General features: G+C 32.9%; 11 protein-coding genes. 4 read left to right on the top strand and 7 right to left on the bottom strand.

Features of this window, described 5'->3' with window-relative positions; translation table 11 throughout:
• The 4 genes from OC526_RS06810 to rpsL all read right to left on the bottom strand — a co-directional run.
• A partial coding sequence (locus OC526_RS06810; RefSeq protein WP_262122708.1) for a GTP-binding protein occupies positions 1 to 125 on the bottom strand: 125 nt, incomplete at its 3' end.
• Between the two features lie 17 nt (positions 126 to 142).
• On the bottom strand, positions 143 to 2,215 hold the full coding sequence (gene fusA / locus OC526_RS06805) for an elongation factor G (RefSeq protein ID WP_262122997.1): 2,073 nt from the start codon (positions 2,213 to 2,215) through the stop codon (positions 143 to 145).
• A gap of 12 nt (positions 2,216 to 2,227) precedes the next feature.
• A complete protein-coding gene (gene rpsG / locus OC526_RS06800) occupies positions 2,228 to 2,698 on the bottom strand; it encodes a 30S ribosomal protein S7 (RefSeq protein ID WP_262122995.1) in 471 nt (156 codons plus the stop codon).
• A gap of 146 nt (positions 2,699 to 2,844) precedes the next feature.
• Entirely contained in the window at positions 2,845 to 3,258 is a 414-nt protein-coding gene (gene rpsL, locus OC526_RS06795; RefSeq protein WP_262122993.1) for a 30S ribosomal protein S12, read from the bottom strand.
• Positions 3,259 to 3,424: 166 nt separating this feature from the next.
• On the opposite strand from rpsL, the gene OC526_RS06790 reads away from it, so the two are divergent.
• Together OC526_RS06790 and tpx are read left to right on the top strand one after the other, a co-directional pair.
• On the top strand, positions 3,425 to 4,876 hold the full coding sequence (locus OC526_RS06790; protein WP_262122992.1) for an FAD/NAD(P)-binding protein: 1,452 nt from the start codon (positions 3,425 to 3,427) through the stop codon (positions 4,874 to 4,876).
• 54 nt (positions 4,877 to 4,930) lie between these two features.
• Complete coding sequence (tpx, locus tag OC526_RS06785) at positions 4,931 to 5,428, top strand: thiol peroxidase (protein ID WP_262122991.1); 498 nt, start codon at positions 4,931 to 4,933, stop codon at positions 5,426 to 5,428.
• Between the two features lie 44 nt (positions 5,429 to 5,472).
• Here tpx and OC526_RS06780 read toward each other — a convergent pair whose 3' ends face one another.
• On the bottom strand, positions 5,473 to 9,480 hold the full coding sequence (locus tag OC526_RS06780; protein WP_262122990.1) for a protein kinase domain-containing protein: 4,008 nt from the start codon (positions 9,478 to 9,480) through the stop codon (positions 5,473 to 5,475).
• Between the two features lie 266 nt (positions 9,481 to 9,746).
• Here OC526_RS06780 and OC526_RS06775 point away from each other — a divergent pair, with 266 nt between their 5' ends.
• Both OC526_RS06775 and OC526_RS06770 read left to right on the top strand, forming a co-directional pair.
• The gene (locus OC526_RS06775) at positions 9,747 to 10,748 is read left to right on the top strand and encodes an MsnO8 family LLM class oxidoreductase (RefSeq protein ID WP_262122989.1); all 1,002 of its coding nucleotides are present in this window, start codon (positions 9,747 to 9,749) and stop codon (positions 10,746 to 10,748) included.
• A gap of 118 nt (positions 10,749 to 10,866) precedes the next feature.
• On the top strand, positions 10,867 to 11,868 hold the full coding sequence (locus OC526_RS06770; protein ID WP_262122988.1) for an MsnO8 family LLM class oxidoreductase: 1,002 nt from the start codon (positions 10,867 to 10,869) through the stop codon (positions 11,866 to 11,868).
• Positions 11,869 to 11,931: 63 nt separating this feature from the next.
• Here the strand turns inward: OC526_RS06770 and OC526_RS06765 are convergent, their stop codons facing one another.
• A complete protein-coding gene (locus tag OC526_RS06765) occupies positions 11,932 to 12,828 on the bottom strand; it encodes a M50 family metallopeptidase (protein WP_262122987.1) in 897 nt (298 codons plus the stop codon).
• 123 nt (positions 12,829 to 12,951) lie between these two features.
• Entirely contained in the window at positions 12,952 to 16,515 is a 3,564-nt protein-coding gene (gene rpoC, locus OC526_RS06760; RefSeq protein WP_262122985.1) for a DNA-directed RNA polymerase subunit beta', read from the bottom strand.
• Positions 16,516 to 16,520: the final 5 nt, after the last annotated feature.

Here is a 16,520-nt window from a genome sequence, read left to right as displayed (position 1 = left end):
GTTCCGTATTTTTTGTTTAGAGCTTGTGTTATTGCTGCTGTTGTTGTTGTTTTTCCGTGGTCTACGTGTCCGATTGTTCCGATATTAATATGTGGTTTGCTTCTTTCGAATTGTTGTTTACTCATTTTAATCTCCTATTAAATTATTTATCTAATATTTGTTCTTTTACTGATTCTGGTACTTGAGCATAGTGGTCAAATTGCATTGAATATGTTGCTCTACCTTGTGTTTTACTTCTTAGGTCTGTTGCATAACCAAACATTTCTGATAGTGGGATAAATGCATCTAGTACGTGGATACCATCTTTTGGATTCATTCCATCGATTTTACCACGACGGCTTGATACGTCACCCATTACATCTCCTAGATATTCGTCTGGAGTTGTAATTTCTACTTTTTCGATTGGTTCTAGTAAAACTGGTTTTGCTCTTTCAACTGCATTTTTAAGACCCATAGATCCTGCTACGTGGAAGGCTACTTCTGATGAGTCGACTTCGTGGTATGAACCATCATAAAGTACTACGTGCATGTCTACCATTGGATATCCACCTAGGATACCATTAGCTGCTGCTTCACGTACACCTTCTTCAACTGGTCTGATGTATTCTCTAGGTACTGCACCACCAACGATTTGTGATTCAAATGTAATTCCTGAACCTTCTTCACCTGGTGAAACTCTTAAGTGAACATCACCGTATTGTCCAGAACCACCTGATTGTCTTACAAACTTACCTTGTGCTTCTGCTTCTTGAGTGATACCTTCTCTGTAAGCTACTTGTGGGTTACCGATATTAGCTTCTACTTTGAATTCTCTTAAAAGTCTGTCAACGATGATTTCTAGGTGAAGTTCTCCCATTCCTGAGATAATTGTTTGACCTGTTTCTTCATCTGATTTTGTAACGAATGTTGGATCTTCTTCTGCTAGTTTTTGAAGACCGATAATCATTTTATCTTGTGATGCTCTTGTTTTTGGTTCAATAGCTACTGAGATTACTGGATCTGGGAATTCCATTTTTTCAAGGATGATTTGATTATCTTGATCACATAGTGAATCCCCTGTTGTTGTATCTTTAAGTCCTAATAGAGCAACGATATCACCAGCATAACCTACTGGTATTTCCTCTTGCTTATCAGAGTGCATTTGCATGATACGTCCAACACGTTCTCTTTTACCTTTTGTTGCGTTATAGATATATGAACCTGATTCGATTGTACCTGAGTAGATTCTTGTGTAGATAAGTTTACCTACATATGGGTCAGTTACCACTTTAAATGCTAGTGCACTTGTTGGCTCATCATCACTTGGTTTTCTTTCCAATTCAACTGATTCGTCTTTAGCATCTATACCTTTGATGTTTGGCACATCTAGTGGACTTGGCATAAATTCAATGATTGAGTCTAAAAGTGGTTGTACACCTTTGTTTTTGTATGCTGAACCGCAAAGGCATGGGAAAATCTTTTGTTCGATTGTACCTTTTCTGATTGCAGCTTTGATTTCTTCAACAGTAACTTCTTCACCTTCAAGATATTTCATCATGATAGTATCATCTACTTCAGATAATTCTTCAAGCATGTTGTTTCTGTATTCTTCAGCCTTTTCTTTTAGATCTGCTGGAATTTCGCCATATACTGGGTGAGCACCTAAGTCTTCTGTGTTATATGTTACAGCTTCCATTGTGATTAGGTCTACTGCACCTTGGAAATCTTGTTCAGAACCAATCGGAATTTCTATTGGAACTGCGTTTGCTTTTAATCTATCTTTGATTGTATCAACTGCCATGAAGAAATCTGCACCTGTAGCATCCATTTTGTTGATAAAACAAATTCTTGGAATGTGGTATTTGTCAGCTTGTCTCCAAACAGTTTCTGATTGTGGTTCTACCCCACTTTTTGCATCGAATAAAGCTACAGCACTATCTAGTACTCTTAGTGATCTTTCTACTTCTACTGTAAAGTCCACGTGTCCTGGAGTATCGATAATGTTAATTCTGTGATCTTTCCAAAATGCTGTGGTTGCAGCTGAACCGATTGTAATACCACGTTCCTTTTCTTGGTCCATGGAGTCCATTACTGCTGTACCATCGTGAGTATCACCTATTTTGTAAATCTTACCAGTGTAGTATAGGATTCTTTCTGTTGTTGTAGTTTTACCTGCATCGATATGCGCCATAATCCCGATATTTCTGGTATCTTTAAGTGAAACTTCTCTAGCCAAATTTTCCCCCTATTAATATCTGTAGTGTGCAAATGCTTTGTTAGCTTCTGCTGCTCTGTGCATTTCTTCTTTTCTTTTTACAGCTGCACCAGAGTTGTTAGATGCATCTAAAATTTCTTTTGCAAGTCTTTCAACCATAGTTTTTTCACCACGAGCTCTTGAGAAATTAACTAACCATCTTAAAGCTAAAGTTTGTCTTCTTTCTGGTCTAACTTCCATAGGTACTTGGTAGTTAGCACCACCGATTCTTCTAGCTTTAACTTCTAGTGTTGGCATAATATTTTCAAGCGCTTGGTAGAATACTTCTAGTGCGTCATTTCCTGTGTTTTCTGCTACAATGTCAAATGCATCATAGACAATTCTTGTTGCAAGGCCTTTTTTACCATCTAGCATAATATTGTTGATAAGTTTTGTTACAACACGGTCATTATACTTTGCATCAGGCATTACTTCTCTTTTTGGTATATGTCCCTTTCTTGACACTTTGCTTCCCTCCTTTACCAATTATGTGTAATATCATTAGTACTCGACTAACTTTCTTGTCGTAAGTGTGCATGCATATACCTTAATTTCAATAATTTTATTTCTTAATTATAGGCACATTATGCACTAATTTTAATATTTAAGATCTAGTTTTGGTCTTTTTTAGCACCGTATTTAGATCTACCTTGTTTTCTTCCTTGTACTCCTGCAGTATCTAAAGTACCTCTTATGATGTGGTAACGCACACCTGGAAGGTCTTTTACTCTTCCACCTCTAATTAGTACAACACTGTGTTCTTGTAGGTTGTGACCAATTCCTGGAATGTATGAAAGTACTTCAGCACCATTTGTAAGTCTAACTCTGGCAACTTTTCTTAAAGCTGAGTTAGGTTTTTTAGGTGTTACTGTTCTAACTGATGTACAAACGCCACGTTTTTGTGGTGATTGGTTAGGAGTAACTCTGCTTTTTAAAGTATTGTAGTTGTAACCTAAAGCTGGTGTGTTTGATTTAGATTTTTCACTTTTTCTACTTTTTCTAACAAGTTGGTTAATTGTAGGCATAATGCACCTCCTTTTCTTTTCATAATAATATTTGGCAAATCATTGCCAATACTTAATAATTCTACTATCTAGGAACAAATATGTCAACTCTTTAATAAAAAAGAAGATTTTACCCAAAAAATGGTATAAAATACTTATAGACCATATGGAGAAGTAAGGAGAAATTATGAAAATAGCCATAGTAGGATGTGGCATAAGTGGAGCTAATGTCCTAAAAAATATAATTGAACATAAAAATTTTGATAATAACTTATACATAGATGTATATGAGAAAAGGAGTGAACTGGGAGTTGGCCTTGCCTATGAGGATGATGATATGCATAAGGTCCTTAACACCCCTGTTGCTCATATGAATGTCAATTTAGAAGATAGAAATGAATTTAGAAATTGGCTCATAGAAAACTATGGAGAACTTCCAACAACCGAGGACAAGATTCCAAGACCCATTACCGGTCAATATATAAAAGATAAGTATGAAAAATATTTTGAGAACCCAAATGTAAGTATCCACCAAATAGAAATAATTGATGTAATAAAGGAAGATTTTAATTTCAAATTAAAAAGCAATAGTAAAACTTACGGTCCTTATGATGCAGTTTTTTTATGTATCGGCCAATCATATTATAAGGACGCCTACAATTTGAATTCCTATAAAAATTATATATCAAATCCATATCCTCTTAGAGAAAAAATTAAAGATATAAATACTAATGACTCATTAGCAATAATTGGTACTGGACCATCATCAATTGATATTTATAGGTATCTAAGAGAATATTATAATTACAAAATCCCCCTATACTTTTTTACACAAGATAAATTTTTTGCCCTTCCAGAAATTCAAGAATCTTGTCCTAGAAATATTTGTTCTTTTGATGATGAGTGGATTACAACTCACCAAGATAATGATGGCTTTATAAAACTTTCTGATTTTAAGGAACAATTTGATAATGACTTTAAAAAAGCAGGCGTAGATTTTTATAAAACTTATGATTATTATAAGGATAACAACCCCCAATTATCCAAAGAAGCTATGGAGAAAAAAGATTTCAATTTGGAATTTTGCCAAATATATACTTTGGAAATCTGGTATGTAAGCGCAAGGCTATATAATTCATTTAATGGTCTTGAACAAAAGGATTTTTTAGAAAATTACCTGCCAAAAATTGAGTACCTGATGACCAAGACTCCTTACATAACCATGGAAAATATTTTAGCTGACCTTACTGACGAAAAAATAAAAATTGTAAAAGGAACTAAGGATATTCAAAATGTTGACGGGAAGTTTAAAATTTCTACAAAAAATAATGAAACTTATACATCTGATAAGATTTTTAATGCCCAAGGTTTTGAAAAAGATTTATCAAAGGCGATTAATACTATTAAATTATTAGAAAACCTATACAAAAATAGGCTAATTGAAAGTGATTATAAGGACAATATCAATGTAGCATATCCTTCTTACAATCCGATTACTACAAAATATGGGCAAATAAAAAACTTATACCTAAACGGTATGTGGTCAGCTAGTGTTGATATTTCAAATAATGATTTGAGATCTGTTTTGATTTCAAGTATGGAAATGGCAAATCATTTTATGAATAATTTAAAAAAATAATTTGTGGGTATATATGAAAATGATAAATGAATAAATTTTTAGGAGGATATACCAATGGATATTACATTTGCAGGAAATAAAGTAAATCTAATAGGAAATGAAATCAAAGTTGGAGACCAAGCTCCAGCATTTAAGGCAACTATGAATGACCTTAGCGAATGGTCAAGCGAAAATTGTGATAACAAAGTAGTTGTCTACTCAGTTGCTCCATCTTTAGATACTGAAGTTTGTGCACTTCAAGCTAAAAAGTTTAACAAAGAAGCAAGCGAGCTTGAAGGAGTAAATGTGGTTACTATTACAGAAGACCTACCATTTGCTCAAGCAAGATTTTGTTCAAATGAAGGAATCGAAAACAATTTAATGATCTCAGACTACAAAGATCGCGAATTTGGAGAAAAATACGGATTCCTAATGGAAGAAAACAAATTACTAGCTCGTGGAGTTGTAGTTGTTGATAAGGACGGCAAAGTAGCTTATGTCGAATACGTGCCAGAAGTAACAGACGAAGTTGACTTTGACAAGGCCTTAGAAGAAGTTAAAAAATTAGTTTAATAAAAAATTAACCTCATCAGTATATACTGGTGAGGTTTTTATTTTTATTTGTCTTCTATATTTTTCCAATCTTTTTTACCAAGAGCTATATTTTTAATGTAATCAGCAACACCATTTTCTTTTAGCATTTGCCTATCTATAAAATAAACCCCAGCTGCAGCTGCAATCATTTTTATTTGACTGGTATCATCATCTGAATTTGAGGTTACTAAAACTGGTTTAGCATCCATTCCAAACTGTTTGGTATAATTATTTATTTCGTAAAGGTCCTCGTTTTTTATATTACCTTCTATTGTTGAAATAATAATTGTAGAAAATCCTTTGGTACATACAATATCCAACACATTTTCTATTGGTAGACTATCTTGCCTATAATCATCATAGGCCTTCCACCTAAGGTTTACCCTAAGTTTTATATCATCAAAAAATTCTCTATCTTTTATCAGCTCAAAATAAGTATAAACTCTCAGTAAACTTCCCTTTCTTCTGAAATATTCTCTAAAGGCTGGGTCCCCATATTCATAATTTAATAAAACTTTGCCTTTCAAATCTTTAGCATATTCCTTACCATCAATCTGATTAAATATTCTGGTATAGGTCCCATCATTATTGCTATCAATGTCTGCCATGATTGCCTTAATCTTTTCTGCAAATTCTTTTGAATTTTCAGCTTCATATTCATATGCAAAACATAATTTATCTGAAAAAATAGTATAACTTTTTTTATAGTTATTGTCTGCTTGTTCAGTTTTTAGTAAATCAAATCCTTCATTATAATCCCACATATTTTCTGAAATAAAGTCACCGATCTTTCTAGACATTTGGTCATTATAGGAGTGGAGTCTAAGTTTTCCTGGATTTGGAGGAAATTGATATTGGTAAAGTATGCCTTCACTTATCATTTTGTCCAAAAGATTTTTTAAAGAAACATATTTCTTGTCATCATAGGACCTAAATTTAAAATCTCCCACCTCAATTAAGCTGTTATTGTCTGTTTTTTCGTAATCATCCAAATTTAGTAAATAATAATTTTCACTATATTTTATAGCTTTTACAAAATCATCCCAGTCATCAGACCTAAGCTTCATATAAGTCTCCCAAATACTTGGATAATAATCTCTTAACCTCGTAATACTTGATAATGAGCCGTTGTCATGGATTTGAGCATTATTAAGGAAAAATGTTTCATCTACGCTTAATGAACTTTTTGTAAAATAATAATCTAATGCCTTGTAGTTTCCAAACCATTGGTTAAATCCAGTGTATTCAACATAAGGCAAGCCATTTATTTCTTCTCTTTTGCCATCTATATGGGAATTTAAAGTTAAATCTACTATAGCATTTTCCCTGCTGTACAAGTCCAATTTATCGTAGGAAATGACTTCTATTTGTAAAAATATCTTTAATCTTTTCTTTATCAAAAAGTCTCTAATCCTATTTATTTTCCCCTCATCAACTGGAGTATCGCTTAAGAAAACTAATTTTTCTGGGTAAAATTTTATGGCTGCAATTATATTTGCCCATAGATTTTCATCATCATCTATAAATGGCTTAAATATAGTCTTCACTCTTTCTGATCCAATCAGAGGTATAGAGTCGATAATCATATAGTCCATACTTCTAATATTTAAACTTTGATTTCTTTTTATAATCAAGTTCAAATCATCCTTGATTTGATAATAATCACTGGATAAAAGTGTTAATTCTGGTTGAGATTCAGCTAGGATTTTTTCTATCTCATAGGTTAAAACAATTAAGGAATTGTTGGAATAGGCTTCATCTTGAAAAATTTTATTAGCAATTACTACTAATTCTCTCCAGTATGGCTTTAATTTTTGTAAGTAAACATTATCATCCCAAAATGTGTTATATAAAATATTTAAAAGCTTGGATTTTATTTGCTCTTCTTTATAAATAGTCTTTTCTCTTATGAGTTCTTCAATATATATTGAAATTTTGGACATTTGGTCCAATTCTCCATTTTTTATTAATCCTATATTACAATTGGCTATGAAAGGATTATATTTATTTTGAAAATCTATATATCCTTTCTTATCAATGTATGCATAAGACCTAAGTTCTTTTCTGCTAGGTACCTTATAACCTAAGACTATCATAAATCTATTCCAAGATTGATGTTCGTGGTCGGCTAAAATATCTCTGGTATTTATCCCTTTATCATCCTCAATATTTACAACTTCCTTGTAAAATTTATCAGCTGGGTCAGCTGCGCTTTCTACTCCAACCATAAATTTATAGTATTCTATGGAAAGGGCTACTCTAAGAGATGATTTTAAATTATAAAAGTCATCCTTAATAAAATATTTCCATGCATTGAAATTATCAGATCTTTCTCCAAAACTATTTAACACATATAATCTAAAAATTTCAAAGGCCTCATCTAAAATTTTGTCACTAAATTCTCTATTTCTATAGGTGGATGTAGATGCCAAATCTAGGTTATAATAAGAAATATTTCCCTCTTGCCTTATATCAACTTCGTGATTATTTCTTGAATAATTAAGAATTATTCGTTTTTGAGGATCATTTTTAAACTCATGGTAGAGACCATCAGCCATATGGTAATAATCATAACCTGTCTTATCTAGGATTAGAATATATGATTGGTCTATCCTCTCTTTTGAAGATTTAAAATCAATATTTGCATAAGCAATATCAGTAATTTCCTCATTTATTTTATTTATTTTTACCTTCCCATTTACAGATATAACCGCAGTTTCAGTTAAGAGTGGATTTTCACAAATTAATTCCTGGTAGAATTTATTGGGATTTTTGTCATAAAAAGTTATATTTAAATTAACATCTTTTAAATTTACCGCTGCAAATATCAAACTAAAAAATGTCTTGGATATATTGTTATTTCCAACTATGGCTACATCTATATTTTTGCTACCATCTCTTTTGACAATATAATTATAAAGTCTATTATAGTCCAAAAAATATGCAGCTGAAATAATACTTGCAAACTCCTCGTTATTTCTAAATCTTAGGTTTCTTTCTACTTCTTGCAGTTTTGTCTTTAACTCTTCAATCCTAATATATCTGTGGATTGTCAAGGTTTCTTGGAGGATTTTTACAATGCCATCTTCTGCTATTTTATTTATTAAAATCTTATTTGACTTATTATTTAGGACATCCCTGATGTTTCTTTCCAGCAAATCCATATCTTCATTTTCTTGATATGTTGGATACCTGCCCATAAGGAGGGTAAAAAAAGTCACACCAAGCATATATATATCGATTTCTTCGGTTATAAATATATCTTTTCTCTTATTTATATCTGATATATATCTTATTTCTGGAGGAATAAATGATTTTTCATTTGGCATAGAAAATTCATTTACATATTCAAGCTCATTTAGGTCAATGGCTGCATCAAAATCAAATAATTTAACCTTGCTATTATTATAATCATATAAAATATTTGCTGGTTTTAAATCCATGTAAATAATATCGTTATTATGTAGGTGAATTAAAATATCTGATGTTTGTATCAAAATATCGACAATCCTTGCCAAATCCAGATTGTAGTATTTATCTACACTTGTAGCTGTATCTACCTCATAAAGAGAATATAAATATGAATTATCAATCTCTACCCTGTATGGTCTTACAATTTTGCCCTCTAAGTAAGGATCCATTTCCAAGATTCTGATGTGTTTATTATAGGCATCTATAAATTTATCGCGGTCTTTTTTTACCCTTTGTTCACCTTGGATATCATCGGCATCAAAATATAATTCCAACCTATTTATAGGATTTCTTTCAGCTACAATCTCTTCCTCGTTGTAGTTTGGGTAAAATTCTTTCATAATCATTTTCTTTAATGGTGGATAGCTATCGTCTACCAAAACTTCATAGACCATAGATGAACCACCCTCGCCGATGAGTTTTTTTACTTCTACTTCATATTTCACTTCACCCATCATGGAAATGATATTAAACTTTTCCCCTACAAGAGAGCTCCTATTTGAATTCACATTTTCTTTTAGTTTACTAATAAATATTTCTTGTGAATTAAAATCCTTCATCCATAACTCCTCTTATCATTAATACTTTTTATATATTAATCCAATAAAAGTTTCAAAAAATCTTTGCTTACAAGTGTAAGCTATTATTTTTATTATACAATATTTTTATTAAATATTATTTAGTTATATTTGTAAAATAAATTTAATTATTAAGGTATAATTGATAAATTGGCATAAACAATATAATCACAATATTTTTTATTGATTTACCAATTTATATGATATAATAAGTTTAATATTAAAAAGATTTTAATTTGGAGGTAAAAATGAAACTTGGCGTTCATGATTTGATGTTAAGACAAAATGGAAGAACTAACCAAGAGTTCTTTGAAGATACGAAAAAAATGGTCTTGGAATTAGATGAACTAGGCTATGATAGATACTGGTTTTCCGAACACCACGGCTATGAAAGTTTGCTAGCTGTTGCACCTGAAGTAATTGCCAGCCACTTTTTAGCACTTACAAAAAATATTAAAGTTGGAGCAGGCGGTTGCATGGTAATGCACTATTCACCTTTGAAAATTGCAGAAGTTTTTAAGACCATGGCTGAACTTGCACCTGGCAGGGTCGACATTGGTATAGGCCGTGCTCCAGGTTGTGGAGTTTCTGAAACTCGTGCCCTAAACCACAAATTTTCAGAAAAGTCACCAGAACTTTTTGATGAGATAGAAACTATTTTAGATTATTTAGCTGATAAAAAACCTGAAGACCCAATCTATAGAAATGTAAAAGCAGTACCAACCCACAACGAATCCATGGTTCATCCTTGGATGCTAGGCTCTACTGGTAAGGCAGCACCAAAGGCTGCAGAATGGGGACTACCGTATTCTCACGCAAAGTTTTTCTTATGCGAAACACCAGCAGAAGTATTTAAACAATATAGATCAGAATTTAAACCATCAGTTTTTGCTGACAAACCATACATATCGATGTCTTATAAAATTTTACTTAGTGAAGACAAAGACGAGCTTGAATATTTAAGCAAATCTTATGAGTACTGCCACATCCAACAAACTAAGGGAGATTGGAGCGGTATTGTAGATCCAGAAGAAATCAAGGACTATCACTTTAATTTAAATGAGCAGGCAATTCTAAAAAAAGCCTATGAAAATAGATTTATATTAAAGGGCAACAAACAAGAAATCGCAGATATTTTAAATGAAGAAATCGAAGAATTCTACCTAGATGAAATTCTTTGTTTCACCCCTATTTTTGGAATTGAAAATAGAATTAATACTTACAAACTATTAAAAGAAATTTTTGACTAAAAATTAAATAATACTCATCCTTTATCAACCCCATTTTGGGGTTGATATTTTTATGCCAATATTTCCTAGCAACGAGTATAATAATGTTAGCAATGATTTGAACTTTAAGGAGGTCATTATGAAACTTGGAGTCCATGATTTATTAATAAGAGAAACAGGAAAAACTAACCAAGATGTCTTTAATGATACCAAAAAAATGGTAGTCGAATTAGACAATCTTGGCTATGATAGATATTGGTTTGCAGAGCACCATGGCTTTGAAAACCTACTTTCAGTTGCACCAGAAATACTTGCAACATATTTTTTATCAAACACTGAAAATATCGTAATAGGAACTGGTGGGACAATGATTATGCACTATTCGCCCCTAAAGGTTGCAGAAACTTTTAAAACCATGGCAGAACTTGCTCCTGGCAGGGTTGACTTAGGTATTGGTCGTGCTCCTGGATCTGGTCCTTTGGAAATACGCGCCTTAAACCAAGGATATCCTAATAAATCTAGCCAATTATATGATGAGATAAAAATAATTTTAGATTATTTGGAAGATAAAGAACCAAATGACCCAGTATTTTCAAGAGTAAAGGCCATACCAATGAATAACGAAAAATTAGTTATGCCATGGATGCTAGGGTCAACCGGCCAAGCGGTACCAGTTGCTGCAGAATGGGGTATGCCTTATTCTCATGCCAAATTTTTTGCAGTAGAAACTCCTGACTATATTTTTAAAGACTACAAGAAAAACTTTAAAGCATCTAGTTTTGCTGATAAACCATATATCTCTATGTCTTATAAAATGTTAATTGCAGATGACAAAGATGAATTAGAGTATTTAGGCAAGGCCTTTGATTACTTCCACCTCCAACAAGCCCGCGGCAGGTCAAAGGGATTAGTAAGTCCAGAGGATGTGAAAGACTACGAATTTGATTTAAATGAAAAAGCTTTACTCCAAAAATCCTATGATTCTAGATTTATCCTAAAGGGCACAAAAAAAGAAATAGCTGACATACTTTATGATGAGATAAGTAAGTTTGACCTAGATGAAATCTTAGCCTTCACTCCTATTTATGGAGTAGAAAATAGGATTAACACCTACAAGGCATTAAAAGAAATATTTGAATAATATAGACAAAAAAACTGACCTTATAACAAATTTATAAGGTCAGTTTTTTGTTTAATCATTATTTTATTCTATTAAAGCCAAATTATTTTCTATCTTTTCTATATCACTTTCTAAATAGTAAAACTTTTCTTCATCTGGAAAATCAGCCTCCATTGACTTTGCAAGATTTAAGTAATGTTTTGCTTCTGATATTTTTCTTTCTTTAACAAAATAGTTTGCATAGTAAATATATAATAGATGCTTATTAAAAAGATATCCAGAATTAAGAAGACAATCTTCAATTTCTTTTAAATCCTCATAGTTATAGCTTACGTCATCATACAAAGGATCTATTTTTTCGTAAGCTTTGAAGGATGAGCGGATATTTGGAGAAAATATCAAGGATAAGACATTATAAATATCATTTCCACCCAATCCACTTGCATGTCTCATTGGCACTAATTCTATTAGAGTGAGACCTAAGGTAATTGATCTAAGGTATGGGGCCTTATTAGTGGAAAATAATATAATTAAAGTAATAAACCAAAATATAAGTCCGCCTAGATTGTATAGGATAAATTTAGCATTACCATACTTACCATAATTTGTGGTAACAACTTGACCTATACCTGGACTTTTAGATATATTTTTGATAATTTTATATTTTCCATCTTCTTTTTTAAAGGTTAATCCTAATATACTAATCGATTGAAATTTTCTAGAGAATATTAGACCAAAAAACAAGTGCCCTAGCTCATGGATTAGAATACTTATTATGTAGGCTAGCATAATTTTGATTTGACTTAATATAATATGTACTATAAAATTTCCCTGATTAGGGTCAAAACTACTTATATCTACAAAAACTGGATAAGCATAAGAAATTATAAATATAAGGCTAGTAATTATTCCAGTGACTATTTTATAAATTTTCAATGATTCAATAGATTTAGCTTTAAAGACTGAGTATTCTTTATCCATGTATAGGTCCTCTCATAAATTTTTATAAATTGCTTTGTGGTTTTGATAATTATACCCTATTTTTAGCATAATAAAGTTAATCATAAAAAAACAACCGACTTTAATCGGTTGTTTTAAATTTATTTAATTTTGTAATTGCTCATCAGCTTCTAAACTTTCAGCTTCTTCAATATTTAGAGCGATTTGTGCATCTTCTAATTCTTTTGTTTCATAGTCAATGTCCACATCATTGTAGCGTTTCATACCTGTACCTGCTGGTATAAGTTTACCTATAATGATATTTTCTTTTAAACCCATTAGGTCATCGACTTTTCCTTTTATGGATGCATCTGTAAGAACTCTTGTGGTTTCTTGGAAGGATGCTGCTGATAACCAAGAATCTGTCGCAAGTGATGCTTTTGTGATACCTAGTAATTCTTGAGTGTATTCTGCAGGAGCTTTTCCTTCTTCAATCATTTGTTCATTTACAAAATCAACATCACGTCTTTCTTGTAAGGAACCTGGTAAGAATTCTGTGTCGCCTGATTCGTCAATTTTAACTTTTTTAAGCATTTGGCGGGCAATAACTTCGATGTGTCTATCATCGATTTCTACCCCTTGAATCCTATATACCTTTTGTACTTCTTTTGTGATATAGTTTTGTACACCGATTTTTCCAAGTACATTTAATACATCATGTGGATCAAGTGAACCTTCTGTTAATTGGTCACCTTTTTCTACAACATCTCCATCATGAACTAGGATTCTTGATCCAAATGGAATATTGTATTTTTGTACGTATCCATCTTCTGATTCGATTTCTACGTCTGTTTTCTTTTCGTTTTGGATAAGGGTTACTGTTCCGCTATTTTCTGCAATGTATGCAAGACCTTTTGGTTTACGTGCTTCGAATAACTCTTCTACCCTTGGAAGACCTGATGTAATTCCTACACCTGCGATACCACCAGAGTGGAAGGTTCTCATTGTAAGCTGTGTACCCGGCTCTCCTATTGATTGGGCAGCGATAATACCTACTGCTTCACCAATATTTACTGGTTTACCAGTTGCAAGGTTACGTCCATAGCATGCCGCACAAACACCTTGTTTTGCCCTACATTCTAGTACTGAACGTAATTTTACTTTTTTAACTCCAGCTGCAACAATTTTTTCTGCTGTATCTTCATCAATTAGCTCATCTTTTGCCGCTAATATTTCTCCGTTTTCATCTTTGATGTCTTCAAATGATGTACGTCCTACAATACGGGTATAAAGATTTTCAATTAATTCGTTTCCATCTTTAAATTCATAAGCTTCAACATATCCATTTGTATGGCAATCATCTTCTGTAACAATTACATCTTGAGAAATGTCTACCATACGACGGGTTAGGTATCCTGAGTCGGCAGTTCTAAGGGCTGTATCTGTAAGACCCTTACGAGAACCGTGGGATGAAATAAAGTATTCTTGTACAGAAAGTCCTTCACGGAAGTTAGCTTTTACTGGAATCTCGATAGTTTTACCATCTGCCTGACTCATCAGACCACGCATTCCGCCTAGCTGCCTGATTTGGTTTGTAGAACCACGGGCACCAGAGTCTGCAAATATTTTGATATTGTTATCATCACGAAGGTCAGTTAGTAGGGCTTCAGTTACCTTATCTGTAGTTTCTCTCCAAATATCGATAACTTTTTCATATCTTTCTTCATCTGTGATTAGACCACGTCTATAAAGTTTTTCGTAATTATCTACTTCAGCATCAGCTTCTGATATGATATCCCATTTTTCTTTTGGAATTGTAACATCGGCCATAGATACAGTTAGACCTGAAAGGGTTGAATATCTATATCCTGTTTGTTTGATATAGTCAAGTACTTCTGCTGTTTTGATGTTTCCATGTCTTCTAAAACATCTATCTACTATGTCTTTTAATACTCCAGAGTCTGCTACTTGGTTGATTTCTAGTGAATATGGATCTTCTTTTCTATTTACATATCCTAAATCTTGTGGAATACCTTCATTATAGATAAATCTACCTACTGATGACTCAACAATTTTACCAGGATCTTCTGGTGAGTGTTTTATTCTAACACTTACTCTTGATTGGTATTCTACATCTCCTGCAAGCAAGGCTTTTTTCATCTCATTTGTAGATTCAAATACCATACCCTCGCCTTTTGCACCTTCTTTAATAGTTGTTAGGTAATATGCACCTAGCACCATATCTTGGGAAGGAGATGTGATTGGTTTACCATCTTTTAGACCAAGGATGTTGTTTGTAGACATCATTAAAAGTCTCGCTTCAATTTGTGCTTCATTTGATAGCGGTAAGTGGATAGCCATTTGGTCCCCATCAAAGTCAGCGTTAAATGCGTTACATGCAAGTGGGTGAAGCTTGATTGCCTTACCTTCTACAAGTACTGGTTCAAATGATTGGATACCAAGTCTGTGAAGTGTCGGAGCACGGTTTAGTAAAACTGGATGGTCTTTTATAACTTCTTCAAGGACATCATAAACTCTTGGATCCTTTTTTTCTACCATTTTTTTAGCAGATTTTAAGTTATGGGCCATACCACGGTCTACTACCTTATTCATTATAAATGGCTTAAATAATTCTAGGGCCATTTCTTGAGGCAGACCACATTGGTTAAATTTAAGATCTGGACCTACTACGATTACTGAACGCCCTGAGTAGTCTACACGTTTACCAAGTAAGTTTTGTCTAAATCTACCTGACTTACCTTTTAGTAAATCAGAAAGTGATTTCATATTTCTATTTGATGCACCAGTTACAGCACGACCACGACGACCATTGTCAATTAGGGCATCGACAGCTTCTTGAAGCATTCTTTTTTCGTTACGAACTATAATTTCTGGTGCTCCAATATCTAAAAGTCTTTTTAGTCTGTTATTTCTGTTGATTACACGTCTATAAAGGTCGTTTAAGTCAGAAGTGGCAAATCTACCACCTTCAAGTTGTACCATTGGTCTTAGTTCTGGTGGCATAACTGGAAGTACATCTAAGATCATCCATTCTGGACGGTTGCCTGATGTCATAAAGGCATCTACAACTTCAAGACGTCTTGAAATTCTTACTTTCTTTTGACCTGTTGATTCTTCTAATTCTTTTAAAAGTAATTCGTATTCTTTTTCTAAATCAATGCTAGCAAGTAGTTCTTTTACAGCTTCTGCACCCATAGCTGCCCTAAACTCTAGGTCATCTGGATGTAGTTCGATTGCTTCTTGGTATTGAGTTTCTGAAATTTCTTCCTTAAAAGCAAATCCAGATTCTCCAGGATTTATAACTACATATGATGCAAAGTAAAGAATTTTTTCAAGGATTCTTGGGCTCATGTCTAAAAGTAGACCCATTTTTGATGGGATACCTTTAAAGTACCAAATATGTGATACTGGAGCAGCAAGTTCGATGTGGCCCATTCTTTCACGACGTACTTTTGCTTTTGTAACTTCAACACCACATTTTTCACAAACTACGCCTTTATATCTAATTCTCTTGTATTTTCCACAAGAACATTCGTAGTCTTTGGTTGGTCCAAAGATTTTTTCACAAAATAGACCATCTTTTTCTGGTTTAAGGGTTCTATAATTTATTGTCTCAGGTTTTTTTACTTCACCATGAGACCAGGATCTGATTTTTTCAGGGGATGCGATTTTCATCCTCATCCCGTCAAATTGTGTTAATTCGCTCATAAATC

Origin of the sequence: Anaerococcus sp. Marseille-Q5996 (assembly GCF_946893725.1) — a bacterium.
Taxonomy (GTDB): domain Bacteria; phylum Bacillota; class Clostridia; order Tissierellales; family Peptoniphilaceae; genus Anaerococcus; species Anaerococcus martiniensis.
This window is presented reverse-complemented; position numbering and strand designations above follow the sequence as displayed.

Bases quoted from the DNA above. Each gene is read 5' to 3' on its own strand.
- tpx (WP_262122991.1), top strand. From the start codon at position 4,931: ATGGATATTACATTTGCAGGAAATAAAGTAAATCTAATAGGAAATGAA.
- OC526_RS06775 (WP_262122989.1), top strand. From the start codon at position 9,747: ATGAAACTTGGCGTTCATGATTTGATGTTAAGACAAAATGGAAGAACT.
- OC526_RS06780 (WP_262122990.1), bottom strand. From the start codon at position 9,480: ATGAAGGATTTTAATTCACAAGAAATATTTATTAGTAAACTAAAAGAA.
- rpsL (WP_262122993.1), bottom strand. From the start codon at position 3,258: ATGCCTACAATTAACCAACTTGTTAGAAAAAGTAGAAAAAGTGAAAAA.
- OC526_RS06765 (WP_262122987.1), bottom strand. From the start codon at position 12,828: ATGGATAAAGAATACTCAGTCTTTAAAGCTAAATCTATTGAATCATTG.
- OC526_RS06770 (WP_262122988.1), top strand. From the start codon at position 10,867: ATGAAACTTGGAGTCCATGATTTATTAATAAGAGAAACAGGAAAAACT.
- rpoC (WP_262122985.1), bottom strand. From the start codon at position 16,515: ATGAGCGAATTAACACAATTTGACGGGATGAGGATGAAAATCGCATCC.
- OC526_RS06790 (WP_262122992.1), top strand. From the start codon at position 3,425: ATGAAAATAGCCATAGTAGGATGTGGCATAAGTGGAGCTAATGTCCTA.